The 26663-nt window shown below is 72.9% G+C and carries 19 protein-coding genes; 4 read left to right on the plus strand and 15 right to left on the minus strand.

Translation table 11 applies throughout. The features are described from left to right. The first annotated feature begins 29 nt into the window (after positions 1–29). A complete protein-coding gene (locus FH610_RS26685) occupies positions 30–692 on the plus strand; it encodes a response regulator transcription factor (protein WP_139577563.1) in 663 nt (220 codons plus the stop codon). Here the strand turns inward: FH610_RS26685 and FH610_RS26690 are convergent. The 4 genes from FH610_RS26690 to leuA all read right to left on the minus strand — a co-directional run bounded on the left by FH610_RS26690 (position 655) and on the right by leuA (position 7415). After that, positions 655–1296: a phosphatase PAP2 family protein gene (locus FH610_RS26690; RefSeq protein WP_240809209.1), complete on the minus strand. Its 642-nt coding sequence runs from the start codon at positions 1294–1296 to the stop codon at positions 655–657. The two genes, FH610_RS26685 and FH610_RS26690, sit on opposite strands and share 38 nt — an antisense overlap. A gap of 107 nt (positions 1297–1403) precedes the next feature. Beyond that, a complete protein-coding gene (locus tag FH610_RS26695; protein ID WP_139577564.1) occupies positions 1404–2720 on the minus strand; it encodes an APC family permease in 1317 nt (438 codons plus the stop codon). A gap of 70 nt (positions 2721–2790) precedes the next feature. Then, on the minus strand, positions 2791–5589 hold the full coding sequence (locus tag FH610_RS26700; RefSeq protein ID WP_139577565.1) for a helix-turn-helix transcriptional regulator: 2799 nt from the start codon (positions 5587–5589) through the stop codon (positions 2791–2793). A 92-nt stretch (positions 5590–5681) separates the two neighbouring features. Continuing rightward, positions 5682–7415 carry a 2-isopropylmalate synthase gene (gene leuA, locus FH610_RS26705; RefSeq protein ID WP_182900636.1) on the minus strand — a complete coding sequence of 578 codons (1734 nt, stop codon included), beginning with the start codon at positions 7413–7415 and terminating at the stop codon, positions 5682–5684. A 363-nt stretch (positions 7416–7778) separates the two neighbouring features. Between leuA and FH610_RS26710 the strand changes: the two genes are divergently transcribed. From FH610_RS26710 to FH610_RS26720, 3 genes are all read left to right on the plus strand, one after another. Beyond that, entirely contained in the window at positions 7779–8660 is an 882-nt protein-coding gene (locus tag FH610_RS26710) for a UbiA family prenyltransferase (protein WP_161628084.1), read from the plus strand. Between the two features lie 42 nt (positions 8661–8702). Beyond that, complete coding sequence (locus FH610_RS26715) at positions 8703–9791, plus strand: sensor histidine kinase (RefSeq protein WP_161628085.1); 1089 nt, start codon at positions 8703–8705, stop codon at positions 9789–9791. A gap of 85 nt (positions 9792–9876) precedes the next feature. Continuing rightward, entirely contained in the window at positions 9877–10572 is a 696-nt protein-coding gene (locus FH610_RS26720) for a response regulator transcription factor (RefSeq protein ID WP_225898814.1), read from the plus strand. 54 nt (positions 10573–10626) lie between these two features. Here FH610_RS26720 and FH610_RS26725 read toward each other — a convergent pair whose 3' ends face one another. The 11 genes from FH610_RS26725 to pabB form a co-directional block, all read right to left on the minus strand. Beyond that, positions 10627–11571, minus strand: a complete 945-nt coding sequence (locus tag FH610_RS26725; protein ID WP_139577570.1) for an aldo/keto reductase — start codon at positions 11569–11571, stop codon at positions 10627–10629. A gap of 183 nt (positions 11572–11754) precedes the next feature. After that, positions 11755–12534: a cupin domain-containing protein gene (locus FH610_RS43885; protein WP_205826080.1), complete on the minus strand. Its 780-nt coding sequence runs from the start codon at positions 12532–12534 to the stop codon at positions 11755–11757. Between the two features lie 15 nt (positions 12535–12549). Then, on the minus strand, positions 12550–13827 hold the full coding sequence (locus FH610_RS26735) for an MFS transporter (RefSeq protein ID WP_139577571.1): 1278 nt from the start codon (positions 13825–13827) through the stop codon (positions 12550–12552). After that, the gene (locus FH610_RS26740) at positions 13824–15050 is read right to left on the minus strand and encodes an ATP-grasp domain-containing protein (protein ID WP_139577572.1); all 1227 of its coding nucleotides are present in this window, start codon (positions 15048–15050) and stop codon (positions 13824–13826) included. The genes FH610_RS26735 and FH610_RS26740 overlap by 4 nt, the downstream gene beginning before the upstream one ends. A 327-nt stretch (positions 15051–15377) precedes the next feature. Then, complete coding sequence (locus FH610_RS26745) at positions 15378–16871, minus strand: MFS transporter (protein WP_139577573.1); 1494 nt, start codon at positions 16869–16871, stop codon at positions 15378–15380. Between the two features lie 35 nt (positions 16872–16906). Next, on the minus strand, positions 16907–18388 hold the full coding sequence (locus FH610_RS26750) for an FAD-dependent oxidoreductase (RefSeq protein ID WP_139577574.1): 1482 nt from the start codon (positions 18386–18388) through the stop codon (positions 16907–16909). Next, positions 18385–20514 (minus strand): molybdopterin oxidoreductase family protein, encoded by a 2130-nt coding sequence (locus tag FH610_RS26755; RefSeq protein ID WP_139577575.1) that lies wholly within the window; start codon positions 20512–20514, stop codon positions 18385–18387. The genes FH610_RS26750 and FH610_RS26755 overlap by 4 nt, the downstream gene beginning before the upstream one ends. A 43-nt stretch (positions 20515–20557) precedes the next feature. Continuing rightward, a complete protein-coding gene (aroF, locus tag FH610_RS26760; protein WP_139577576.1) occupies positions 20558–21640 on the minus strand; it encodes a 3-deoxy-7-phosphoheptulonate synthase in 1083 nt (360 codons plus the stop codon). A 180-nt stretch (positions 21641–21820) separates the two neighbouring features. Next, a complete protein-coding gene (locus FH610_RS26765) occupies positions 21821–23512 on the minus strand; it encodes a class I adenylate-forming enzyme family protein (protein ID WP_167538776.1) in 1692 nt (563 codons plus the stop codon). Between the two features lie 113 nt (positions 23513–23625). After that, positions 23626–24573 (minus strand): prephenate dehydrogenase/arogenate dehydrogenase family protein, encoded by a 948-nt coding sequence (locus FH610_RS26770; RefSeq protein WP_139577577.1) that lies wholly within the window; start codon positions 24571–24573, stop codon positions 23626–23628. Between the two features lie 2 nt (positions 24574–24575). Beyond that, complete coding sequence (pabB, locus tag FH610_RS26775) at positions 24576–26651, minus strand: aminodeoxychorismate synthase component I (RefSeq protein ID WP_139577578.1); 2076 nt, start codon at positions 26649–26651, stop codon at positions 24576–24578. Positions 26652–26663: the final 12 nt, after the last annotated feature.

A 26663-nucleotide genomic window follows, 5' to 3' on the forward strand; every position in this document is an offset into this window, starting at 1 on the left:
GACTTTCCACGCTTCCGTACCATCAAGGCATGCACGCGATCCGGGTGGTCCTGGCCGACGACGAACCGGTGATCCGGGCCGGGGTGCGGGCGATCCTGGCGGCGGACCCGGGCATCGAGGTGGTCGCCGAGGCCGCCGACGGGCGTGAGCTGGTGGACGCCGTCCTGGCGCACCGGCCCGACGTCGCGCTCGTCGACATCCGGATGCCCGCCCTGGACGGGCTGGCCGCCGCGGCCGAGGTGCGCAGGACCGCCCCCGGCACCGCCGTACTGATCATGACGTCCTTCGGCGAGGACGCCTACGTCGCGCGGGCGCTGGGCGACGGCGCGGCGGGATTCCTGTTGAAGACCGGGGATCCGCGCGAGTTCCCCCTCGGGGTGCGGGCGGCGGCCGAGGGCGGGGCGTACCTGTCGCCGCCGGTGGCCGCACGGGTCATCCGGGGACTCGCCGGCGACCGGCTGTCGCGCTCGGCCGCGGCCCGGGAACAGGTCGCGGCGCTGACCGGCCGGGAGCGCGAGGTGCTCGCCCTGGTCGGCGAGGGCATGTCGAACGCGGGCATCGCCGCCCGTCTGCACCTCGCCGAGGGCAGCGTCAAGACCTACGTGAGCACGATCATGGGAAAGCTCGGCGTGCCCAACCGGGTGCGGGCGGCGGTCATCGCCCATGAGGCGGGACTGGCGGGCGGGCGGTAGTCAGCACCGCCGCCAGCGCCGGGCGCCGCCGCATCGCGGAGACCAGGGCGGCCGCGGGGTTCCGCAGGGCCAGCAGGACCAGCGGGGCGATCAGCGCGCCGAACAGCAGCCCCGCCGCCACGTCGTGCGGGTAGTGGACGCCCACGAAGACCCTGGAGAACGCCTCCAGCAGCGCGAGCGCCGGCGCCACCACCGCCATGCCGCGCCACAGGGCGACCAGCGCGACGGCCGCCGCCGCGGCGAAGGTCGCGTGGTTGCTCGGCAGCGACCAGTCGCCGTACGGCGGGCAGTGCGCCACGGTGACCACGTCGGCCAGGTCCCAGCAGGGGCGCCGCAGCCGCAGGACGCTCTTGACGCCCTCGCTCGCGAGGTAGGCCGTCACCACCGCGACCGGTGCGAGCAGGGCGAGCGCCATCCTGCGGTCGTCCCCCCGCCGCGCCCGCCACCAGCCGAGGACGAGGAACGCGAAGAGGACCGCGGGGACGGCGTCCGTCGCGATCCCCGCCGCGTCGCGCACCCATGCGGGGGTGTGCAGGGCGAGCGCGGTGACCTCCCGATACCACTCGGCGCTGATGTCCGGGACGTCCTCGATCTCGTTGCCCACCGGTTCCCCTCCGTGCTGCTTCGCGCCGGTCCGTCCGGCCCCTCGACCCTAGGAACCGGACGCACGGCGGGCACTCACGGAAAGTCGCCGGTGACCCTTCACTTTCGTCAATGTTCCGCCGGGACGGCCGCCCCCCTGCGGGTGAACCGCGCGTACGCCAGGGCGGCGCCGCCGACCAGCAGCGGCCAGAGTAGGTAGACGCCCGACGCGGCGACCAGCAGGGCGACCGCCACGAGCGCGAGCAGGGCGGCGGCCCTGGCCCGGCCGCGCGGCAGCAGCCGGATGGCGGCCGCGACGCCGATCGCGTAGACCACCACGAACGACCCGTTGGTCATCAGCACCAGGGGACGGATACCCGTCCCCGCCGCGTACACGACGGCGAGCGCCAGGAAGGACAGCACGGCGACGACCGCGAGGCTGCGCCGGGGCACCTCCCCGGCGACGCTGCCGCGGGAGAGCCAGCCGGGCAGGGCGCCGTCGCGGCCGAGGGCCGCGCCGAGCTTGGCCGCCCCGGCCCAGTACGCGTTCATCGCGCCGAGCGTCAGCAGCAGCGCGGCCACGGCGGCGAGCAGCCGGGCGTTGCCGCCGAGACCGAGGGCCAGCAGGTCGCCGAGGGGCGCCCGCGCGCCTCCGGCGGCCGGGCCGAGGACGGCGACGGTGGCGAAGGCGACCGACAGGTACAGCACGCCGACCAGCACGACGGCGGCCGCGGCGGCCCTGGGCAGGTCTCTGGACGGCCTGCGGAAGTCGGCGGCGAGGTGCGTGATCGCCTCCCAGCCGGCGAAGCTCCACACGAGCAGGGCCGCCGCCGGGGCGATGGCCGTCCAGCCGTGCGGGGCGAACGGCCGCAGGTTGGCCACATCGGCGTGCGGGAGCGACAGCGCGACGGCGACGACGAGCAATGCGACGAGCAGCCCGGCCAGCCCGAGCTGGACCCGGCCGGTCACCCGCAGACCGGAGGCGTTCGACACGGTCACGATCGCCATCAGCCCCGCGGCCGTCAGCGTCGCGGTGCCGGTCCCACCGCCCACCGCCGCGGCGACGTACTCGCCGCCGAACAGCGCCGCGGCGGCGGCGCTGGGCGGGATCGCGAAGTAGAAGCACCAGCCGACGACGACCGCGGCCCGGTCTCCGAAGGCGAGGCGGGCGTAGGTCGACACGCCGCCGGAGTCGGGGTGGCGCGCGCCGAGCGCGGCGAACGCCGCGGCCAGTGGGGCCGACAGCACGACCAGGCCGAGCCAGGCCAGCAGCGACGCCGGCCCGGCCGCCTGGGCCGCGAGCGCGGGCAGGGCGATGACGCCCGTGCCGAGCACCGCGCCGACGTACATGGCGGCGCCCTGGGCCGCCGTGAGGCGGCCCGCCGATGCGGTGGCGGGTGTGGCGGCCGGTGGTGGGACGGCAGGGGTGACGCTCGTCTGAGTCATGCGCGTTCACCTTCCAGTCAGGGAAGTGGCCGGCCGGGAACACCCGGCCGGCCCAGGTCGTGGAGCTGTCTCAGGCGGAGGTGCTGAACTCGAGGCTGGCGGGCAGGTCGGAACGGCGGGTGACGTTGAGCTTGCGATAGATGCGGGTCAGGTGCTGCTCGACCGTGCTGACCGTGATGTACAGCTTGTCGGCGATCTCGCGGTTGGTGTAGCCGACCGCGGCGAGCGAGGCCACCCGGCGCTCGGCTTCGCTCAGCGTCCCCGGGCCGCTCTCCGTGCGGGGCGGTTCGGCCGGCTGCCCGGGACCGCCCTGGGTGAGCGCGTTGACCAGCGGGACGGCCTCGCACTCCTCTGCGATCCGCTGGGCCTGCCTGGCGACCGTACGGGCGCGGCGCAGCTCTCCCACCGCCTGGTAGGCGTCGGCCAGGTCGACCAGGGCCCGGGCCAGCTCGTACTGGTCGCCGCTCGCCTGGAGCATGTCGGCGGCGCGGCGCAGCAGCGGGGGACGCTGCCTGGGCTCGCTCGCGGCGGCCGTCAGCCGCAGACCGGTCCCGCGGGCGCGGACCGGGCCGGGGGCGCAGCGCGCCACGTGCTCGTCCAGCAGCGGCCGGGCCCGCTCCGCGCGGCCCATGCCGATCAGCGCCTCGGCCGCGCCCGTCCGCCAGGAGACGAGCCCCGGCGAGTCGAGGCTCCAGGAGCCCATCAGCTCGCCGCACGTCTGGAAGTCGCGCAGCGCCATGCCGAGGTCGCCCGTCGCCAGGTGGTAGCGGCCCCGCGCGTTCAGATAGTGCAGGCCGTACCGGGTCTGGAGCATGGCTTCGGGCACCGGCTGGTTCACCAGCTGCACGGCCTCGTCCAACCGGCCCATCGCGGTCACCGCCGTCAGCAGCACCGACAGCGGGCCGCCGACCGCGACCCCCCAGCTCGTCGGCGGAATGAGCCGTACGGCCATCTGGGCGAGGCCCTCCGCGCCCTCCAGGTCGCCCTGCCGCAGGCTGATCTCGGCGCGCAGCGCCGCGAGGCGGGCCTGCCTGCTGGGGGCACGCCGGCTGGCGGCCTCCTCGAAGAACAGGTCGCACCAGGGGGCCGCCAGGTCGGACCGCTCGCCGTAGATCAGCGCGAGCAGCGCGCACTCGACGGCGTCCATCGACATGTCGTCGAGGCGGGAGCCGCGCAGGATGCGCTCCACGTCGGCCAGTGTCTGCGGGTGCGGGCCCTTGGTCAGCACCGCCGCGAGCGCGGTGGCGGCCTCCAGCCGGCCGATGACCGGCGCGGACGGCGGCGCCTGCGTGCTCATGTCGGTGACCCTCGGGATGTGCGCCAGGAACGGCGTGTAGGAGCAGCGCAGCCACGGCCGGACGGCGCGGATCTCGGCCACGGTCTCCGCGTCCATGATCGAGCCGATCCTGCCCAGGTGGTCGAGCACGTCACGGGCGTCGTCGAAGCGGCCGTGCCACAGCAGCGCCTTGGCCAGCACGACGGCGTCGGAGCCGCGCAGGTGGCCGCGGTGCATGGCGTCGGTGAGCTCGTCGAGGTGGGCCGCGGGGGCGCTCGGGTTGAGCCGCCACTCCGCCCGCACCAGCGTCGTCTTGATGGTGGCCCGGCGCTGGTCGTCGGTGCACGCGCCGTCGGCCAGCCGCAGGTAGTCGACGGCGGGCTCGACGCGTCCCTCGCTGAGCGCCTGCCGGGCCGCCTCCTCCAGGATCGGTACGGCCCACGAGCCCCCGTTGTGCGAGGCGGCCAGCAGGTGCTCGGCGATCACGGCGGCCGGGGCGCCCTGGCCGTACGCCAGCTCGGCGGCCCTGCGGTGCAGGTCCGTCCGCTCGTGCCGGTCGAGGTCGGCGAGCACGGCGGCGCGCGCCTGGGGGTGGCGCAGGTGCAGGTCGGCGCCGACCAGCCCGGCGTTGTGCAACGCGTTGAGCGCCTGGACGACGACGCCGGCGTCGAGGTCGAGCAGCCGGTCGAGGTGGCCGGGGTCGCCGGCGACGGCCAGGCCCCGCGCGACGCGGGCCGCGAGCGGGTGCCCGCGGCGCAGGCACGACTGCACCGCCTGGCGGTAGGCGTCGCCCGCGACGATCTCGTCCGGCTCCGCCGCCGCTTCGCTCTCGGCCGGCGCGCCTCCGGCGTCGGTCGCGGCGAGGTGGTCCTCGATGAGCGCGCCCACGAGCAGCGGGTTGCCGCCGCTGACCGCGTGCCAGTCCGCGGCGAACCGCCGGGCGACGTCGTCACCCACGATGTCGGCGGCCATGATCTCGACGCCCTCGCGGGACAGGGCCGACAGCGGGAGGCGGCGGCAGTGCGGCTGGCGCAGCAGCTCGGTCTGGAACAGCGACGGGGCGTTCCACGCCTCCTCCGACTGGCTGAAGATCGCCAGGATGTGGGCGAAGCGCAGCCTGCGGGCGAGGTAGGCCAGGCAGAGCTGCGAGGCGCGGTCGGCGTGCTGGATGTCGTCCACCACGATCATGAGGGGGTGCCGCTCCGCGAGTTCGAGCAGCACCATGCACAGGGCGTGCACGATGTGGGCGTCCACCTGGTCGACGTAGTCGGCCAGCGGGTCGGCCGACATGGCGCAGCGGGCGCCCTCGTGCAGCAGATTGCGGGTGCGCTCCTCCTCGTCGGGGGTGAGCGGCGCGTTGTGCAGGATCTGCGACAGCACGGCCAGCGCCAGTCCCGACTCCGACTGCGAGCAGGTCGCGGTCAGCGGCAGGGCGCCGTGCTCCAGCGCGTCCTCGACCAGAGTGTTGAGCAGTGCGGTCTTCCCCGTCGCGACGGGCCCGCCGACGATCGCGATCTTTCCTCTGCCGGTGACGGCGTCGGCCAGCATGTCCTCAAGGGAGGCCAACACCTCTTCCCGCTCCACCAGGGCCATAATGAGCCTCCCGAATTCCGTTCGATTCTCGGCCGCGCCGGCCGGTTTCACAATTGCCGTGACTTCTGTAAAGGTTCTGTGTTGAGCCGCGTTCAGCCGACCAGCGTCATTCGCGCCGAAACGCTCTCGCCGGCCCGCTCTCCCGCGCCTTCCGCGTCCGTTTCGCCGGCACGGGCCAGCGCCGAGCGGACGGCCGCGAAGGACGCGGCGACCACGTCGTGGTCGAGGCCCACCCCCCAGACCTGCCGCCCGTCGATCACGCACTCGGCGTAGACCGCGACCTCCCGGTCCTCCGCGCTCCCGGCCGCGGCCTCCACGCCGGTGCGGTGGACCATCTGCACGTCCACGTTCCAGACCGCGAGCCGGGCGCCCAGGGTGCGGATGGCGTCGGCCCGCGGCCCGGCGACGTCGAAGCGCGCGCCGTCGACGTACAACGTGGTCTGCAGCGGCCGGCCGCCGAGCCCGAGCGGGACGGTGATCTCGGTCCGCGACAGGTACTCCTCGTCGAACAGGTCGCGGACGACGGCCGGGGTGATCTCCCCGCCCGAGCCGTCCGCATGGGCCTGCACGACGCGGGCGAACTCCACCTGCAGGTTCTTGGGCAGGTTGAGCCCGTGCCAGGCGCTCAGGATGTAGGCCACGCCACCCTTGCCCGACTGGCTGTTGATGCGCACCACCGCCTCGTACGTGCGGCCGACGTCCTTGGGGTCGATCGGCAGGTACGGCATGCGCCACGGCAGGTCGTCCACGCTGACGCCCGCCTCGCCGGCCTCCACGACCAGCGCGTCGAAGCCCTTCTTGATGGCGTCCTGGTGGGAGCCGGAGAAGGCCGTGTAGACGAGGTCGCCGCCGTACGGGTGGCGGGGGCTGACCTGCATCTCGTTGCAGTACTCGACAGTGCGCCGGATCTCGGTGATGTCGGAGAAGTCGATGCCGGGGTCGACACCGTGGGTGTACATGTTCAGGCCGAGCGTGACCAGGCAGACGTTGCCGGCCCGCTCGCCGTTGCCGAACAGGCAGCCCTCGATCCGCTGGGCGCCGGCCAGCAGCGCCAGCTCGGAGGCGGCCACGCCGGTGCCCCGGTCGTTGTGCGGGTGGATCGACAGGCAGACGTGCTCGCGGTGGGACAGATTGCGGTCGAGCCACTCGATCTGGTCGGCGAAGACGTGCGGGAGCGACCGCTCCACCGTGGTCGGGAAGTTGAGGATGATCTCCCGGCCCTCCTCCGGCTGCCACACGTCCATGACCGCCTCGCAGACCTCGAGCGCGAACTCGGGCTCGGTCTCGTTGAACAGCTCGGGCGAGTACTGGAATCCGAGGTCGCAGTCGCCCAGGGTCGCCTCGGCGTACTTCATCATCAGGCGGGTGCCCTCGACGGCGAGGTCCCTGCACTCGTCGCGGGTCATGCCGAAGACCACCCGGCGGAAGAGCGGGGCGGTCGCGTTGTAGAGGTGGATGTTGGCCCGGGGAGCGCCGGCCAGGCTCTCCACGGTCCGCCGGATCAGCTCGTCTCGCGCCTGCACCAGAACCGAGATCCGCACGTCGTCGGGGATCCGGTCCTGCTCGATGAGCATGCGCACGAAGTCGTGGTCGTCCTGGCTCGCCACCGGGAACCCGACCTCGATCTCCTTGTATCCCATCCGTACGAGCAGGTCGAACATCGCGAGCTTGCGCTCCGGGCTCATCGGGTTGACCAGCGACTGGTTGCCGTCGCGCAGATCGGTGGACAGCCATCGCGGGGCGGCCTCGATCGTCCGGTCCGGCCAGCGCCGGTCCGCCAGGCGGACGGGGGTGAAGGCCGAGTAACGGGAAGGAGAGCTGCTCATGAGGAATTCCTTTCTCATCGGCGACCTTGCCACCGAATTCGCGACCGACCGTTTTCCGAAAAGCTGTCCGCGAATCGCGCCGACTCCCATCCGGAAGGCCGTCCAAATTGCTGGTGATTCGCTGACCGGTACGTTGCCGAAGCTACAAGCGCCCTGGTCAAGGGGCAAGGGAGAAGCAACTAGAGTGCGCCCCGTGTCACCCGTACGATCGGTAGGGGTATCGAAAGTTGTAGACCCGGTACAACCTCCCGGGCGGCCCTCTTAACGCCCCCCTGAACCGGACACATACTCCGAGTCATGTCGATCAGCAGAGCAGCATTCCCGGCCATTTCGATTTCGCCTTTCCGAATCCTCGGAATGTGCGTGACCGAGGCGCGCCCGTCCGTTCTGGCCATCTTCTTCCTGCGGTTCGCCGCCGGCGCGGCCCTGGACGCCGGACTCGCTCCCGCCGACCCGTTCCGCCTGGTGGCGGGGGCTCTGGTGTGGCAGTGCGCGATCTTCTTCGTCTACCTGTTCAACGGCGTGATGGACGTGCGGGAGGACCGCGTGAACGGCTCGCGCCGGCCGATCGCCCGCGGCGACCTCGACCCCGGCCTGGCCCGGGTCATCGCCTGGGCCGCCGCGGCGGCCGCCCTGCTCGGCGCGCTGCTGCTCGGCGGCGCGATGATCTGGCTGGTGACGGCGGTGCTCGCGCTGGGCTACCTCTACTCGGCGCCGCCCTTCCAGCTGAAGAAGTGGTCCAGCGCCACGGTGGTGGTCGGCGGCCTGTCCGGCCTGCTCTCCTACTGCGCGGGCTACACCTCGTGCGGGACCGGCCCCACCGGGCAGGCGGTGATCGCGCTGCCCGCGTTCGCCGTCGCGGCCTCGCTGTGGATGGGCCTGGTCGGCACACCGGCGAAGGACCTGCCCGACATCGCGGGCGACCGCTCCGCCGGGCGCGTGACGTTCGCGGTGAGCCGCGGAGAATGGCCGGTCAGGCTGCTGCTGTCGGCGGTCGCCACCTCCGTCGCGCTCGCTTTCTGCGCGGTCGCGGTGCTATTGCGGGCGCCGCTCGGCTTGGCGCCGGCCGCGATGCTCACCGGCGCGTCGCTGCTCGTCGTCGTCACTCTTACTCCGCTTTCCCGGGGGTCCCGGGTGCGCCGCCGCCTGCCCTACCGGGCGTTCATGACGACGCAATACGCTGTGCATTTGGCTGTTCTTCTCCCGCTGGTGTCACAATTCTTATTGTCTGGGCGTGCGGCTTAGTCCAGGATGGAGGCACTCGTCCGCTTCCTCTCGGAGGGTCCATTGGCGGGAGATGAAGAACTGGGACCGGCGGTCCCGGACTTCGAGGGTTTCCTCGAAGCACATCGCTCCGAGATTCTGGAAGCGTACGCACGGAACCTGGCGGCCCTGGACAGCCCGATCAGCCGCGACCCGATCGCCCTGCGACAGGCGATGGCGAACGCGGAGCAGATCCTCGACGACGTCGCGGAGACGCTGCGGGCCGGCACCATCAAGGTGGGCGACTCCCACAAGATGATCGCGTGGGAGGTGGGGGCGACCAGGGCGGCGAGCGGGGTTCACCCGGACGAGTCGCTCCGCGCGGCGTCGGTGTGGTTCCAGGCGGTCGTGACCTGCCTGCTGGAGCGCATGCCCGGCGACGCCGAGTCCATGCAGCTGCTCACGCTGGTCGTGCTGGGGCTGGAGCGCAGCATCACGACACGGATCAGGGAGGCCTCGGCCAGCTACTCCAGTTTCCTGCTCGACAAGGTCCACGAGGCCCAGGTCGAGGAGCGCCGCCGGATCGCCCGCGAACTGCACGACCGGCTCGGGCACGGCCTCAGCGTCGCCCACCGGCAACTGGAGCTGTACGACCTGCACCGGGCGAGCAAGCCCGCGACGGCGACCGCCAAGGTGGAGACCGCCCAGCAGGCCATCCTGGAGACCATGCAGAACCTGCGCGCGGTCACCAGCGAACTGCACCCGCAGGAGCCGCTCAACAGCCTGGAGAAGGCCCTGCTGTACTACCTCGAGACCGTGGACATGGAGGAGGTGGACATCCGGCTGCGGGTCAGCGGGGACGAGACGTGGGCCTCTCCCACCGTGCGCGACGAGTCCTTCCTCATCCTGCGTGAGGCGACCAGGAACGCGCTCAAGCACGGCAACCCCACCAAGGTGCTGATCCGGGTCGACTTCGCCCCCCACGAGCTGCGAGCGTCGGTGGAAGACGACGGCCTGGGCTTCGTGGAAGGGGGCAGGCGGTCGGACGGGGTGGGCCTGCTGTCGATGCAGGAACGCGCTGCGATCATCGGAGGGACGACCACCATCACGAGCAGGCCAGGCAACGGCACGCACGTCGAACTGTACGTGCCCTTCTCGGGGCTCACCGCATGAGCGAGCGAATCAAGCAACACAGCGCGATTCGCCCATGCAACCCCGAACCGCCAGGCGAGGGGGCAAAATGAGCGAATCGGACAAAATGATCAGTATTGCCGTCGTCGACGACCACGCGCTGTTCCGGGAGGGCCTGCGCGAGATCCTGGAGGCCCAGGACGACTTCGAGGTCGTCGGCGAGGCGGGCGACTCCGACGGGGCGGTGGCCCTGGTCGAGCGGGAGCGGCCCGACGTGGTCCTCCTCGACGTCGAGATCCCCGGCGACGACGCCACGCAGACCGTGACCCGCATGCGCACGATCTCGCCCGAGTCGCAGATCATCATCCTCAGCATGTACGACGGCCCGCAACTGCTGAGCCGCCTGCTGGCGGCGGGCATCCGCGGCTACCTGCTCAAGAGCGTGCACCGCCAGGAGCTGATCTCGGCCGTCAGGAGCGTCAGAACCGAGCCCGACCGGCTCGTGCTCGCCGTCTCGCGCGACTCCTTCGCCCAGGTGCAGGGGGGCGGGTCGAAGGTGGTGCTGACCGACAGGGAGCGGGAGATCCTCGAACTCGCCGCCCAGGCGCTGAGCAACTACCAGATCGCCACCCGGCTCACGCTCACCGAGGCGACGATCAAGCGGCACCTGCACAACATCTTCACCAAGCTCGGCGCGGTCTCCCGGATCGACGCGGTCAACAAGGCGCTGGCCGCCTCGCTCATCTCGCCGCGCCGCGACCAGCCCGCGCCCCGTCCCCGGCCGAACCCCCCCGGCCTGCGGGGGCAGCGCTCGTTCCCCTGAGCCTCAGCCCCTCCTCCAAGGGAAACCCAGTCCTCCTCCTCCAGAGGCGGGCAGTCAGTCCTCCTTCAGAGGAAATGCCCTGGCGAGGCGGGCCTTGATCGGCTCGGGCAGCAGGATGCCGGTCGCGGTGAGGTTCATCTCCAGGTGAACCAGGTCGCGCGTGCTCGGCACCGGCACGATGTCGCCGCCCCGCCCCAGCAGCCAGGCGATGGCCAGCCGGCCCATGCCGACGTCCATGTCGGCCGCCACCCGCTGGGCGTCGCGCAGCCGCAGCAGCTCGGCTTCCAGGCTCTCCGGGGAGAAACGCGGGTCCAGACGGCGCACGTCCCCCGGGCCGAGCTGGACCGGCGAGGTGATCCGGCCGGTCAGGAAGCCCCGGCCGAGCGGCCTGCCGGCGACGACGCCCATCCCCAGCTCGCGCGCCAACGGCAGCAGCTCCCGCTCCGCCCGGCGCTGCCACAGGGAGTACTCCACCGCGACGGCGGCGACGGGCCGCGCCGCGTGCGCGCGCCGCAACCGGTGCCCGTCCAGCCCGCGGACGCCGATGTGCGCGATCTTCCCGGCGTCCTGGAGACGGCCGGCCACGCCCATCGTCTCCTCGATCGGCGCGCCGGTGGCGCCGGGGTCCACCACGAACAGGTCGATCCGCTCGACCCCCAGGCGGGCCAGCGACGCGTCGCAGGCGCGGCCGAGGTCCTCGGGACGGGACGCGCAGTCTCGCCCCTCCCATCGGGCCGCACCGGCCCATCGAACCGAGCCAGGGCCGGCCGCGATCAGGGCCTCGTCGCGCCGGTGGGCGACGGCCTTGCCGACCAGGCGCTCGGCCTCGCCGTCGGCGTCGATCAGGTCGATCAGCGACACGCCGCCGTCGAGCGCGCGCAGGACGACCCGCATCGCCTCATCGGGGTCGGCCGGGCCGTACGCGCCGGTCAGCGCGGTGCAGCCGAGCCCGAGGCTCGTGGAGACCAGGCCCTGCCCGCCGAGGCTCACGCGCCGCATGACGCCACCCGCGACCCGCGTGGCCGTGACCGTCTGAACGGTTTCGATATCGCTTTGTCATTCACGTGGACACCGCTGGAAGTAATGGAGGTACAAGAAACGCGAGGATGCACCCGATACCACTCAGATTGCGCGAGGCGGATTTTCCACCCCTATTTTTCCCTACCGCTGCGGCCGTACGCGCTACAAATCTGGCAAACCATCGGCCAGATATGACGGCATTTCGGCCACGGAACCGCCGAACAGGACGAAGCGGCTGGCCAGGTGGCCCGTGTGGGGGTTGCGGGCGCCGTGCCGGACGCCCGGCGGCGCGAAGACGCCGTCGCCCGGCCCCAGGTCCACCCACCGGTCGTGCAGGTAGAACTGCCCCTCGCCCTCGAAGACGAAGTACACCGCCTCGCTCTCCTCACGCGGGCGGACGCCGAGCGTCTCCCCCGGCAGCATGATCCCGCAGCGCAGGCAGAGCCCCGCGTGGCCGGCCTCCGGCCGGAACAGGACGTTCGCGGCGGGCGGGGTGAGCCAGGTCTCGCCGTTCCACAGCGAGCGGAACCGGGCCGGGCCGGTGCCGGGCCGGGTGGTGCGGGCCGTGCCGCCCTTGGACGGCACGGCGCTCCAGATGTAGACGGTCATCTCCCGGTCGCCGGCCGACAGGGAGTACGTACTGCCCATGGGCGAGTACAGCGCCGAGGCGGCGCGCATCCGGCTGATCTCGTAGCCGACGGTGCCGACGCCCGCGCCGGCCAGCACGACCGCGATCTGCTCGGCCGCCGCCGAGCCGGGCGGCGACCACTGGCGGCCCGCGGGGATGCGGACCGCGTCGACGGCGGAGTGCCGCGCACCGATGTGCGGGCCGGCCACCGGGCTCACCCAGCAGTCGCCCTGCCGCCGATACTCCAGCTCCGCGCCCCGCAACACCGCGCCGGTCTCTTGCCTGGTGCCGATCTCTTGCGTGGTCAGGTTCATCGGGTCTCTCCCTGATCACGCCCGCGCGAGTTCGGCGCGGGCGGCGGAGGGGGTGAGGATCGCGTGGTACTGCCAGATGATCACAAGGCCGAAGACGCCGTACAGCGCGGCCATGCCCCACGGCGGAAGGACCGAGCCGATCGTGATGCACAGCGACGCGACGACCAGGGCCACCCGGATGTTGAGGTTGTAGACGGCCATGTAGCGGGTGCGGGACGCGGCCGGGACCATGTCGGCGAGCAGGGCCTGCCGCACCGGCACGTCCATCAGCTCGCCCACGGTGAGCACCAGCGCGGCCACGAGCAGGAGCCAGCCGGTGTCGCTGACGGCCAGCACCATGTATCCGGCGGTGAACAGCCCCGCCCCGGCGTACATCCGGACCCGGTCGGGCACCCGGCGCAGCACCACGTGGGCGACGAGCGCGAGCGCCACGACCAGCACGGTGTTCTCCGCGCGGAGGATGCCGAGCATCTCCACGCCGTCCACGCGGACCGACCACGAGCCGATCGACAGCAGGTCCTGCGCCGGCAGGTCCCTGGCCAGCCGGACGCCGATGTAGTTGATCAGTTGCAGCTCGATGGACATGAACAGCGTGGCGGCCACCAGCAGCCGGCCGAAGGCGCGGTCCTGGAGCACCAGCCGGTAGCCGTTGGCGAAGTCCCGCAGGATCGACCCGCGCGGCTCGGCCGCCGCACCGGTCTCCCCCTGCTCGGTCTCCTCCGGCTTGGTCTCCGCGATGAGGAAGTACGTGGCCGCGGCGATCGCGACCGTGCCCGCGGCGGCCAGGGTCAGCAGCAGCGTGAAGTGACCGTTGTAGAGGAAGCCGCCGAGCAGCGCGCCGAAGGCCAGCGCGAGGTTGATCGACCAGTAGTTGATCGTGTAGACGAGCTTGCGGCTCTCGGGGGTCGTGACGTCGAGGATCATCGCGTCGTTCGCCGGCATCGCGAAGCTCGCGGCGAACTTGTTGACGAGGTAGCCGCAGTAGACGATCGCCGGGCTGTGCCAGGCGGACGAGTCGGCGACCGCCATGAGCGCGAACGTCAGGCAGACGCCGGTCTCGCCGAGCAGCAGCGTGCGCCGCCGCCCGCGCGCGTCGGACATGTGCCCGCCCGCCAGCGTGCCCACGACGCCGAGCACCATGACGGTCACGACCAGCACGCCCGCGACCGCCACGCCGTACTCGAAGGCGAGGTAGATGGCCATGAACGACATGACCATCGAGTCGAGCAGGCGCTGCAGGAAGCCGACCGCGATGCGGACGCGCAGATTTGGATGGAGGGCGGCCAGGTTCATGACGCCACGCCCGCCCCGGCCGCGACGGGCTCGCCCACCTCGGCTCGTACGAGCGAGTGGACGTGCCGCGCCCGCGCGACGGCCTGCTCCTCGGTCTCCCCGGTCACGACGACGAAGCCGTGCCGGGTGCGCCAGTCCACCGTCTCCGGGATCCGGTCACCCGGCCGGAAGGGGAACTCCAGCATGTCCACGAAGTCGAGAGCCCTGGCCTCCTCCACACCGGAGACGGCGCGGACCTCGCCGGGGGTGAGGCTGAAGTACGAGATGTGGGCGACCGCCCGGCGCTCCACCGTGCCCGGCGCCCTGCCGTCGAGGACCCGGAAGACGGCCCGCTCGATGTCGAGCCCGGTGGCGAGCTGCACCAGGCGCGGGATCTGGTCGCCACCGAGCCGCGCCTGCGACTCGACGATCCGGGGACCGGCGGCGGTCCAGATGATCTCGGTGTGGGCCGGGCCGGTCTGGTAGCCGGTCAGCCGCAGCATCTCGACCGTCAGCTCGGCCATCGCCGCCGTGTCGGGCCCGGCCTGCGCCGGGTGCACGTGCCCGGCCTCGACGAACAGCGGCGGCGGGCCGAGCACCTTGCGGGTGACGCCGACCACCTGGTGACGGCCGTGGTCGCTGATCGACTCCACGCTGTATTCGGGGCCGCGCAGGTACTCCTCCACGAGGACCGGGCCGCCGTAGCCGTACGAGTCGAGCAGCGCGCCCCATTCGGCGACCTGGCCGGGCTCGCGCAGCAGGTACACACCCCGGCTGCCGGCCAGCTCGGTCGGCTTGACGACCACGGGCAGCTCGAAGCCGCCGAGCAGGGCGGGCACGTCCTGCCAGCGCGCCGCGTGGGCGAACCGCACGGGCGAAAGATCGTGCTCGGCGAGCAGCCGCCGCAGCTGGAGCTTGTCGTTGAGCAGTTCGATCGAGCGTGCGGGGTTGACCGCCTTGCCGAGGTCCTCCGCGATGCGGTAGGTCGCGAGCATGCTCTCCTCGGCCCCGATGTGGTAGACGAGGTCGGCGCCGAAGTCGCGCACGGCCTGCCGTACGGTCCGGTCGAACGCGACGGGGTCGGCGAAGTCGGTGAGCACGAAGGCGTCGGCCAGGTCGGCGATGCCGGCCAGGTAGTCCGGCGTCTGCAGGGTGGGATCCCAGACCGCGCAGATCCGGTGCCCCTCCTCTCGGGCCTTGATGACGAACGCCCGGTAGGGCATGACCATGACGAGATTGCTCACCGGGATCCTCCCCTCTTGCTGCTGGAAGCGGCTGTGTGCTTTGAGTGGGTTCTGTGAAGTGGGCCGGTCAGTAGGGCAGCTCGCGGCCGGACGGCGTGCGGAGGTCGGGCGAGTTCGACTGGGGCTTTCTGGTCGGCTTGCTCACGCGGATGCGACGTGCCATCGAAATCCCTCCAAGTCCCGTACGAGCCGTTTCACGGGCCCTCTGACCAGCACGCTGGCACGCGCATATGGCCGCCACAACGGCCGCGCACCCTAATGACCAGACCGGATGACGGAAGGGGCAGTCGGCCTACAACTTTGGTTACGCCGGAGTGCTACGAAAATTCACACCCGGGCGTAGGCGAAGCTCGGCGCACGGCTCGGCCCGCGCCGCAGGTAGGTCCACCAGGTGAGCCCGGCGAGCAGCACATAGGAACCGACGAAGATCCACAGGGCGGGCAGCGACCACCCCGCGTGCTCCTGGGCGACGCGGGCCGCGGCGGCGCCGGTCATGCCCTTCATCGCGCTCGCCGCGTCGAGGCTCGCCAGGCGGAACACCTGCTGGATCAGGAACCCGCCGAACGCGCCGATCGCCCCGGCGATGCCGATCACGGCCGCGGCCCTGCGCTTGTAGTCCGTCGCGGTCAGCGCCGGGTCGAGGCCGCGTTTGGCCGCCTCCCTGCGCCCCAGCTCGCCGAAGATCACCGGAATCATCCGGTACGTCGAGCCGTTGCCCACGCCGGAGCAGGCGAAGACGACCAGGTAGGCGCAGAAGAACAGGCCGAAGTCGTGGCGGATCACCCCGGCCGCCGCCGCGACGGTGGCCACGACCATCCCGGCGAAGACGGTCAGCGTGACCCGGGCCCCGCCGTACCGGTCGGACAGCCTGCCTCCGAGCGGCCGGGCGACCGACCCGGCCAGCGCCCCCACGAAGCCGAGCCCGGCGAGGTAGTCGCGCACGAACGGATGCTGGGCGAGGAACTCGGGGAACGTCGTCCTGGTCACCAGCGGCAGCGCGAAGGAGAACCCGATGAACGAGCCGAACGTGCCGACGTAGAGCAGCGACACGATCCAGGTCTGCCCGTGCCGCAGCGCCGCCGCGTACGACCGGGGGTCGGCCTTGGCCTCGGCCAAGCTGTCCATGAACAGCCAGGCGCCGAACCCGGCCACCACGATGAAGGGCATCCAGACCAGGCCGGCGTACGCGAGGTGGACCCGCGTGCCCGTCGCCGCCACGGGCACGCCGGCGACGACCACCAGCGGCACCAGGAGCTGGACGACCGCGACGCCGAGGTTGCCGCCGGCCGCGTTGAGGCCGAGCGCGAAGCCCTTGCGCCGCTCGGGATAGAAGAACGAGATGTTGGCCATGGAGGAGGAGAAGTTGCCGCCGCCGACGCCGGCCACGGCGGCGCAGGCGAGCAGGACCCAGAACCTCGTGTCGTGGTCCTGCGCGGCCAGCCAGCCGCTCGGCACGACGAACGCCAGCAGCGACGACGGGACCAGCAGCAGTGCCGCCGAGATCGTCGTCCACACCCGGCCGCCGAAGCGCGGCACCGCGAACGTGTACGGGATCCGGATCGCCGCGCCCACCAGGTTGGGCGCGGAGACGAGCCAGAACGACTCCGACACGCTCATCGGCAGCCCGGCGGCGGGCAGGCTCAGCACCACCACCGACCACAGCACCCAGATCGCGAAGCCCAGGTGCTCGGTGAAGACCGAGAGGATCAGGTTGCGCCGGGCCACCCGGCGGCCGGTGGTCTCCCAGAACTCCTCGTCCTCCGGGTTCCAGTGCTCGATCCATCCGCGGCCGCGCCGGGCGGCCGCCCTCGTTCCGCTCATGGGCAACTCCTCGTCAGCGTGGTCGGGTCGGGGTCTCAGGACTGGGCATGCGCGGTCCCCGCGGCTTCGGCCTTCTCCGATTGGGCGAGCCAGCGGGCGATGCCGCACACCGTGTCGGTGCAGGTGCCGCAGCCCGTGGTCGCCCGGGTCGCCGAGGCGAGGGCGGTCAGGTCGCGGGCTCCGGACCGCCACGCGGCGACCAGCTCGTCCTTGCTGACCGCGTTGCAGCGGCACACCACGCTCGCTCCGGGCAGCCCCGCCGCGTTCCCGCCGCCGGGGGCCGCGCCCTCGCCGTACGGCATGGCCCGGCCGAGCAGCAGCGCGAGCCGGTCGGGAGGCACGGGCAGGCCGCGGTCGTAGAACTGGGTGATCGCGGCGGCGGCGTCGGGCACGCCGAGCGCGATGGCCCCCGCGACCCGCTCGTCGCGGACGACGAGCTTGGCGTAGCGGCCCCGGGCCGGCTCGCTCAGCCACAGCACCTCGGCGCGCGGGTCGTCCGGCGCGGCGTGCACGTCGCCGAGCGCGGCCAGGTCCACCCCGCTCGCCTTGAGCCGGGTCACCACCTTCGTGCCGCGGTAGGGCGACCGCGTGCCGGTGAGCAGCGCGGCCAGCGCGGCGGCCTGCTCCCAGGCGGGCTGCACCAGTCCGGGGACCGTGCCGGGATGCCGGGCGCAGTCGCCGATCGCGTGGATCCACGGGTCGCTCGTGCGCAGGTCGTCGTCCACCAGCACGCCGCCCTCGACGTCGAGCCCGGCCGCCCACGCCTGGGCGGTCTGCGGGCGCACCCCCGCCGCCACGACGACGAGGTCGGCCTCGACCAGCCGGCCGTCGTCCAGCTTCAGCCCGTCGCCGGGCAGGTAGCGGGCCGCCCGCGAGTTCAGCAGCACCCGCACGCCGAGGCCGCGCAGGACCTGGGCGAGCACCTGGCCCGCGCCGTCGTCGAGCTGGCGCTCCATCAGGTGGCCTCTCGGATGGACGACGGTGACCTCGTTGCCGCGCGCCGCCAGGCCCCTGGCCGCCTCCAGCCCGAGCAGGCCGCCGCCGAGCACGGCCACCCGCACGCCGCCGCGCGCTCCTGCCGCGATCGCGGCGCAGTCGTCCAGCGTGCGGAACGTCGTCACGCCGGGGGCGAGCTCGCCGTCGTCGCCGATCAGCCCCTCGACGGGCGGCACCCACGCGCGGGCGCCGGTGGCCAGCACGAGCACGTCGTAGCCGATCAGCGTGCCGTCGTCGAGCGTGACGCGGCGCCCGTCGCGGTCGATCGAGACGACCTCGCGGCCCCGCCACACCTCCACGCCGTGCGCGACGGCCCAGCCCTCCTCCTGCAGCCGCACCGACTCGGCGGACATCGCGCCGGCCAGCACGTTGGACAGCAGGACCCGGTTGTACGGCGGGTGCGGCTCGTCCCCGATCGCGACGATCGCGACGCGCTCTCCCGCCGGGTCCCGGCGGCGGATCTCCTCCGCCAGCCGGGCGCCGGCCATGCCGTAGCCGGCGATCACGACCCTGGTTTTCACTGCGCCTCCCGTTCCCCCGCCGGCGACAGCCGTACGGCGCAGACCTTGAATTCGGGCATCCGGCTGACGGGATCGAGCGCCGGATTCGTCACGAGGTTGGCGCGCTGGGCGCCCGGGAAGTGGAACGGCAGGAAGACCACGTCGGGCCGCATCGACGGCACGCAGCGCACCGTCGCGAGGACCCGTCCGCGCCTGCCGACGACCGCCGCCGCCGCGCCGTGGCGCAGCCCGGCCCGGTGGGCGGTGTCCGGGTGCACCTCGACGTACACCTCGGGCACGGCCGCGCGCAGTTCCTCCACCCGGCGGGTCTGCGCGCCCGACTGGTAGTGCTGGAGCACCCGCCCGGTGATCGCGTAGAGGGGGAACTCCTCGTCCGGCGGCTCGGCCGGCCCTTTGTGGTCCACGGCCGCGAACCTGGCCCGCCCGTCGGGATGGGCGAACCGGTCCAGGAACAGCCGCGGCGTCCCCTGATGCCCCGGCGTTCGCGGCACCGGCCAGTGGAGTCGTTCCCCGGCCCGCAGCCGGTCCAAGGTCACGCCCGAGTAGTCGGCGGGGCCGCCCTCCGACGCGGCCCGCAGCTCGGTGAAGACCGTCTCGGGGTCGGTGGGGAAGCGCTCGGGCGGCTGCCCGAGCCGTACGGCCAGGTCGTGCAGGACCTCCAGGTCGGTGCGCACCCCGGGCGGCGGGGCCAGCGCGCGGCGGCGCAGCAGCACACGTCCTTCGAGGTTGGTCAGCGTGCCGTCCTCCTCGGCCCACTGGGTGATCGGCAGCACCACGTCGGCGGCCCTGGCGGTCTCCGACAGCACGATGTCGGCGACCACGAGAAGGTCGAGCGCGGCCAGCCGGTCGGCCACCCGGGCCGAATGCGGCGCCGACACGACCGGGTTGCTGCCGAAGACCAGCAGCGCGGACGGGCCGCCGGCGGTGCCGAGCGCGTCGAGCAGTTCGAACGCCGACCGTCCCGGGCCGGGCAGCGCGGACGGCTCGACCCCCCACACCCGTGCCACGTGCGCACGGGCCGCCGGGTCGTCGATCCGCCGGTAGCCGGGCAGCTGGTCGGCCTTCTGCCCGTGCTCGCGCCCGCCCTGCCCGTTGCCCTGGCCGGTCAGGCAGCCCCAGCCCGAGCCCAGGCGGCCGGGCAGGCCCAGCGCGAGCGCCAGGTTGATCCAGGCCCCGACCGTGTCCACGCCGGTGGCGTGCTGCTCCGTCCCCCGGGCGGTCAGCACGTAGGCGCTCGCGGCCTCGGCCAGGATCGCGGCGGCCCTGCGCTGGTCGGCGGCGGCGACGCCGGTCACCCGCTCCACCCGCTCGGGCCACCAGGCGGCGGCCACCCGCCAGGCCTCCTCGAAGCCCGTCGTCCGGCCGGCGACGTACGCCTGGTCGAGACGGCCGTCGGCCACGGCGGCGTGGAGGATGCCGAGCGCCAGCGCGAGATCGGTGCCCGGGGCCGGCGCGAGGTGCAGCGCAGCACGCTCGGCCGTGGGGGTGCGCCGGGGATCGACCACGATCAGCCCCCCGGCGTCCATGGCGCGGCGCAGATGGGACAGGAACGGCGGCATCGTCTCGGCCGGGTTCGCCCCGGCGAGCAGCACCGCGTCCGCGCCCTCCAGGTCGGCCAGGGGGAACGGCAGCCCCCGGTCGAGGCCGAAGGCGCGGTGCGCCGCGGCCGCCGCAGACGACATGCAGAACCTGCCGTTGTAGTCCACCTGGGAGGTGCCGAGCGCCACCCGGGCGAACTTGCCGAGCAGATACGCCTTCTCGTTGGTGAGCCCGCCGCCGCCGAAGACCGCGACGGCGTCCGGCCCGCGCTCCGCGGCGATCTCCTTGATCCTGCGGGCGACCAGGCCGAGGGCCTCGTCCCAGCTCGCCGGGCGCAGGGTCCCGCCGTCCCGGACGAGCGGTGTGGTGAGCCGGGCCGGCGAGCCGAGCAGGGCCGCGGCGGTCCAGCCCTTCTGGCACAGTCCGCCCGCGGACGGGTCGCGGGGCCGCACCCGCACCGAGGCGCGGCCCGCCGGGCTGAGGGTCATGCCGCACTGCAAGGCGCAGTACGGGCAGTGAGTGTCGACGGCGGTGCCGTCGGCACCGACAGCGGCGTCCGCCGGGCGCGTGCTCGTCGCCGCGCGCATCGCTCCACCTCCTCGACCGGCACTCGTACGCAGCCGGGCCGGGCTAGACGACGTCGGGGGTGAGGGCGTCGTGGATCTCGGAGTAGTCGGCGGCCGGGGCCGGGGCCAGCCGGCGGCCGACGCCGAGCGAGAGCATCTCCAGCCGGCTCATCAGCCGGGCGAAGTCCTCGGGGAGCAGCGCCTGCTTGCCGTCGCACAGCGCCTGCTCGGGCTGGACGTGCACGTCGATCAGCAGGGCGTCCGCGCCCGCCGCCACGGCGGCCAGCGTGAGCGGCTCGATGAGCTCGGGGATGCCGAGGGAGTGGCTGGGGTCGACCATCACCGGCAGGTGGGTGCGCCGCTTGAGCAGCGCCACCGCCGACAGGTCGAGCGTGAAGCGGGTGGCCCCCTCGAACGTCCTGATCCCCCGCTCGCACAGCACGAGCTGGTCGTTGCCCTCGGCGAGGATGTACTCGGCGGCGGTGAGCAGCTCGTCGACCGTGCAGCCGAAGCCGCGCTTGAGCACGGCCGGCATGCCGCTGCGGCCCACCTCGGTCAGCAGCTCGAAGTTCTGCATGTTGCGGGTGCCGATCTGGAAGCCGTCGACCACCTCGGCCATCCGGTCGACGTGCCGGGGGTCGACCACCTCGGTGAGGATCGGCAGGCCGGTCTCCTCCCGGGCCTGCGCCAGCAGGTCCAGGCCCGCCCACTTGAGGCCCTGGAAGGAGTACGGCGTGGTGCGCGGCTTGAACGCGCCGCCGCGCAGGCCGACCGCGCCGTGCCGGGCGACGGCCCTGGCCGTGGACATCATCTGCCCGGGGTTCTCGACCGCGCAGGGTCCGGCGAAGACGGCGATGTCCCCGTCCCCGACCACGGCGGAGCCGATGGTCACGGCCGTGCCCGAGGGGAACAGCTCGCGCCGGCCGAGCCGGAAGCCGCCGCTCGCCCGTGCCGTCTGCCGGGGCCGGGGCAGGTCGGCCGGGAGGGGCAGCAGGGTGCCGGGCCCCTGGGCCACCATCACGTCCGCCCCGCCCAGCCGGTACGTCGTGACCGTGGTGCCGGTGGAGTCGAAGTGCTGGGCCCACCCTTCGATGCCGGACGGGTCGATCGTCGAGTCGAACACCAGCAACAGCTCGGCGTCAGTCATGGGAATTCTCCACATCCGTGTGGTCGGGTCTTCGTGGCGTCGGGGCGGCAGTGTCGTCTGCGTGTGCGCCGCCGGGCCGGGCCTGGGGGGGAACCTCCGGCCCGGCGGCGCGGATCGGGTGCGGATCGCCGTTGATCCGCGTGCGGATCGCGGGATTCTGGGGGCGTCGGCCGGGCGGGATCAGACGAAGACGTCGGTGAGGATCGTGCCGAGCTGCCTGCCGCTGTTCTCCCGGATGTAGGTGGACAGCGAGCTGTACTTCTCCCGCAGCCGGCGCTTGAGGACCTTGCCGGTGACGCCGACCGGGAAGTCCTCCTCGTTGCGCGCGACCTCCAGCATGGTCAGCTCGGGGTGACCGGCGGCCTTCAGCTTCTCGTTCGCCTCGTTGAGCAGCTTCTGCGCGTCCGGCCTGGCGGCGCTGGACGTCACGACCGCCACCGGCACCGTGCGGCCGCGGTGGATGCCCGCCACCACGGCGCAGTCGAGGACCTCGGGCAGGTCGTTGAGCAGCAGCTCCTCCATGAAGACCGAGTAGCCGGTGCCGGTCGGGGTCTCGATCGCGTCCACCGCCCGGTCGACCTGGAAGTAGTTGCCCGCCTCGTCGCGGTAGGCCATGTCGCCGGTCAGCCAGTAGCCCGACAGCTTGCTGCGGTAGGTGGTGTCGGAGTCGCTCCAGTATCCGGCGGTGATCGCCGGGCCCTTCGCGCCGAGCAGCCCGACCTCGTTGACGTCGGCGATCGTGCCGTCCCTGCGCAGCACGGCGACCTCGGCGACGCCGACCGGCTTGCCCACGCACCGGTCGTTGCGCTCGTCGGCCAGCGTGCGGACCTTCAGGAGCACGCCCCAGCCCAGCTCGGTGGTGCCGAGGCGGTCGAAGAACGCGGCCGGCGGCAGCGACGGGTCGCGCTTGGCCAGAATTCCCTTGATGTGCTTCTCGTGGACCGCGTCGCCGATGGAGATCCAGACGTTGACGGAGTCGATCGCCCCGGCCGGCAGGTCCGCGCCCGCCAGCTCGGCGTACGCGTGGCCGAAGGCCATGACGGTCGTCGGGCGGTACTTCTCGACGGCCTGGGCCAGCTCGGGGCCGCTGGTGTCGAACCAGGGCACGATGGGCGTGCCGCCCAGCACGGCGTACGTCGTGTAGGCGATGCAGCCGAGGTGCGACTGCGGCAGCGCGGTCATCATCACGGCGCCCGGCTGCTCGTGGTGGTCCACGAGGCGGAAGCGCGGCCCGGCCACGCACGAGCGGTGGGTCTGGATGACCGGCTTGGGCCGCCCGGTGGTGCCGGAGGAGTGCAGGATCGAGACCGGGTCCTCGCCGACGTGGCGGAAGCGGGCCTCCTGCGGCAGCACGGCCGGCGGGGGCGCGGGCAGCTCCTCGGCCACCTGCGTCCACCGCAGGCCGGGCAGCAGGTGGAACTCCTCGCCGAGGATCTCCAGGTGGGCGAGGTCGGTGTACATGCCGACCGGGTTGGTCTGGCGGCACAGCTCGGTGGCGATGTAGCGCGACGCCTTGCTGTTGACCAGCACCGCCACCGCGCCGATCTGGGACAGCGCGTAGAAGTGCAGGGAGTAGGCGAAGGAGTCCTCCAGGTAGATGGCCACGCGGTCGCGGGGCCGCACACCCTGGCGCAGGTACCACACCGACCAGCTCTGGGCCAGCTCGTCCAGATCGAGCAGGCTGAACTCGGTCTGCTGCTCACCCTTGGTGTTGGTGAGCGGCCGGCCCAGGTGGATGAACGGCAGCTCCGGGTGCGGGTTGGCTTCGATGGCCTTCGTCAGCAGGTTGCCGCCGCCGAGGTCCGGGTCCGCGGCGAACCTGGCGCGCTGCTCCGGAGTGAGGACGGTCTCGTGGGAGATGGAGATGGTCATCGATCTCACCTTTCAGTCGTGACGGGAGGTGAAGTGCTCGTGGTGGGGCTGGGCTCGTACGGGGGCAGGGGGTGCTCGTAGGGGCTCAGCTGTAGGGGCTCAGCTGTAGGGGCTCAGCTGTAGGGGCGCAGTGCGCCGAACATCTCGGCGCAGGTGTCGCGGTAGAAGCCGAGGTCGGGGCCGAGGAGGTCGCGCAGCCCGCCCAGGGCCGCCGCGAACTCCGCCTCCCCGTCCGCCCGGCCGTCGAGGAGGCCGGCGAGTGTGCGTAGGCCTTCGGCGAGCGCCTCGCGGGCGGCGGCGGCCTGCGGGTTGGCCGACTGGACGTCCCAGTAGACCTCTGGCGTGCCCGAGGCGATCCGGGCCAGCAGTGCGAGCATCGTGGCGTGCGGCGGCGGGGCGACCGCGGCCAGTTCGGCGACGCCGACGCCGAGGCGGGCCAGGGCGAGCCCGAACGACAGCACCGCCGCGTGGGTGAGCGCCTGGGTCGCCGCGGCCAGCCGGTCGTGCTCGTGCGCGCCGAGCCGTACGGCACGGCCACCCCAGCTTTCGACCAGCCGCAGCAGCGCCCTCGTGCGGGGACCGTCGTGGATCACGACGGCGGCGACCGGCCGCCCCGCGAAGCCGAGCGACGGGGCGAACATCGGGTTGAGACCGGCCGCCTCGACGTCCCCGGCGTGCGCCAGGATCTCGTCGGCGATCGGGCCCTTGACCGAGAGCGTGTCGGCGAGCAGCGCGCCCGGCCGCATCGCCGCGGCCACCTGCTTCACCGCCGCCAGCGCCACCTGCTCGGGCACCGCGAGCAGGACGAGGTCGGCCCGCCCGATCTCCTCGCGGAGATCGGGCCCCATGTCCGTGATGTCGCCGCGCAGGAACCTCGCCTCGCCGGACCCTGTCCTCTCGGCCGGCCCGCCGGGCAGTGCCTCCCCGGCGCCGGGGTCGACGACGAGCACCTCGGCGCCGGACCGCAGCAGGTGCTCGGCGAACAGGCCGCCCACGGCGCCCGCGCCGCCGACGACGACGCAGCGCCGCAGCAGGTCCGTCGTGTGGTCCCCGCGGATCATCGTCAGGCCCCCACGGTCTGGGCCGCGGTGGCCAGCACCGCGGTGATCATGGCGCGGGACTTGACGACGGTCTCCTCGAACTCTTCCTCGGGGTCCGACAGGGCCACGATCGCGCCGCCGACGCCGAAGCTGACCCGGTCCCCGGTGGCGACGAGGGTGCGGATGATGATGCTGAGGTCGGTGGCCCCGCCCAGGGAGAACCAGCCGAGCGCGCCGGAGTAGGCGCCGCGCGGGCCCTCCTCCAGGCGGTCGATGATCTCCATCGTGCGGATCTTGGGAGCGCCCGTCATCGACCCGCCGGGGAAGGCCGCCCGCACACAGCTCACCACCGACTCCTCCGGGCGCAGCGTGCCGCGGATCGTGGAGACGAGCTGGTGCACCGGCGCGTACGTCTCGACGTGGAAGAGCCGGGGCACATGCACCGACCCGACCTCGCAGACCGTGTTCAGGTCGTTGCGGATCAAGTCGACGATCATGAGGTTCTCGGCGCGGTCCTTCTCCCGGCTGAGCAGGTCGTGGCGGAGCGCCTCGTCCTCCTCCGGGGTCGCGCCGCGCGGCCGGGTGCCCTTGATCGGCTTGGACTCGGCGACCCGGTCGGGGCCGATCGTCATGAACCGCTCGGGCGAGGCGCTGAGCACCGCGACGTCGGGGAAGTCGAGCAGCGCGCCGTACGGCACCGGGCTGATCGCCCGCAGGTGGCTGTAGGTCCGCAGCGGGTCGATCTCGGCGCGGACGGTGACGGCGTTGGTGAGGCAGATCTCGTAGGACTCGCCGTGGTAGATCTCCTCCAGGCACTCGCCGATCCGGCTGAGGTAGCCCTGCTTGTCGTGCCGCATCTCCACCGCGCCGGCGATCGCCGGGTCGGTCATGCCGACTCCCGCGAACGCGACCGGCTCGGCCGGCTCGTGCCTGGGCAGGGAGAACAGCCGCGCCGCGGTCTCGTCCAGCCAGGCGAGCGTGCCGCCGTCCGTGTCCCCGTCCGCGCTTGTGGTCAGCGCGAGCAGGTAGCAGACGCCCTCCACGTCGTCGAGCACGAGCATCCGGTCGGCGAACAGCAGCGCCGCGTCGGGCTCCTCGGCCTGGTGCGCGGCCTGGCCGCCCGCCTCGGCCTTGAGCTCGTAGCCCAGGTAGCCGACGTACCCGAGGTTGAAGTCGAACGGCAGGCCCTCGGGCGTCGGCACGGCACGCTCACGCAGCTGCTCGTCCAGGTACTCGAAGAACGGCTGCTCGATGCGCTGCCGCGACCCGTCGGCCCGGCCTACGGTGACCGTTCCCTCCGCCACCCGGTAGGTGACGTACTCGGCGAGCGGACCGGAGCCGTCGCCCATGAAGGAGAACCGCGACAGGCCCTCGATCACCGAGCTGCTGTCGAGCCAGAAGCCGTGCTCCTTGCCCGCGAACAGCTCCCGGTAGGCGGTCTCCGCGTCCGGCAGCAGCGGCAGCCTGCGCACGTGCACCCGGTAGGGCGAGCGGGCGGCGGCGGCGCGCTCCTCCCTGGCCTGGCGGTGGGCCAGCGCGAGGTCGCGGAAGTTGGCCAGCAGCTCGCGGCCGTGCTCGCTGCTGATCGACTCGGGGTGGAACTGGACGCCCCAGATGGGCTCGGTGCGGTGCCGGACCCCCATGACGACGCCGTCGTCGGTCCAGGCCACGGCCTCCAGCTCGTCCGGCAGGTCGGTGGCGGCCAGCGAGTGGTAGCGCACGACCGAGAACGGCGAGGGCAGGCCGGCGAAGATGTCGGCGCCGGTGTGGCGCACCTGGGAGACGCGGCCGTGCATCGGCTGCGGCGCGTGGGTGACGGTCCCGCCGAAAAGGTGGCAGATGCCCTGGTGGCCGAGGCAGACGCCGAGCACGGGCAGCCCGCTCTCGCGGATGGCCCGCGCACTCACGCCGAAGTCACGGGCCCGCTCGGGCCGGCCGGGACCAGGGGAGATCACGACGCTGTCGAACTCGTGGATCGGCACCTGGGACCAGTCGGCGTCGTTGCGCACCACGACCGGCGGCTGCCCGTTCACCTCACCCAGGAGCTGGTAGAGGTTGTAGGTGAACGAGTCGTAATTGTCGATCAGGATCGTTCTCATTCCGGGGTTCCT

Origin of the sequence: Microbispora catharanthi (assembly GCF_006334915.2) — a bacterium.
Classification (GTDB): Bacteria; Actinomycetota; Actinomycetes; order Streptosporangiales; family Streptosporangiaceae; genus Microbispora; species Microbispora catharanthi.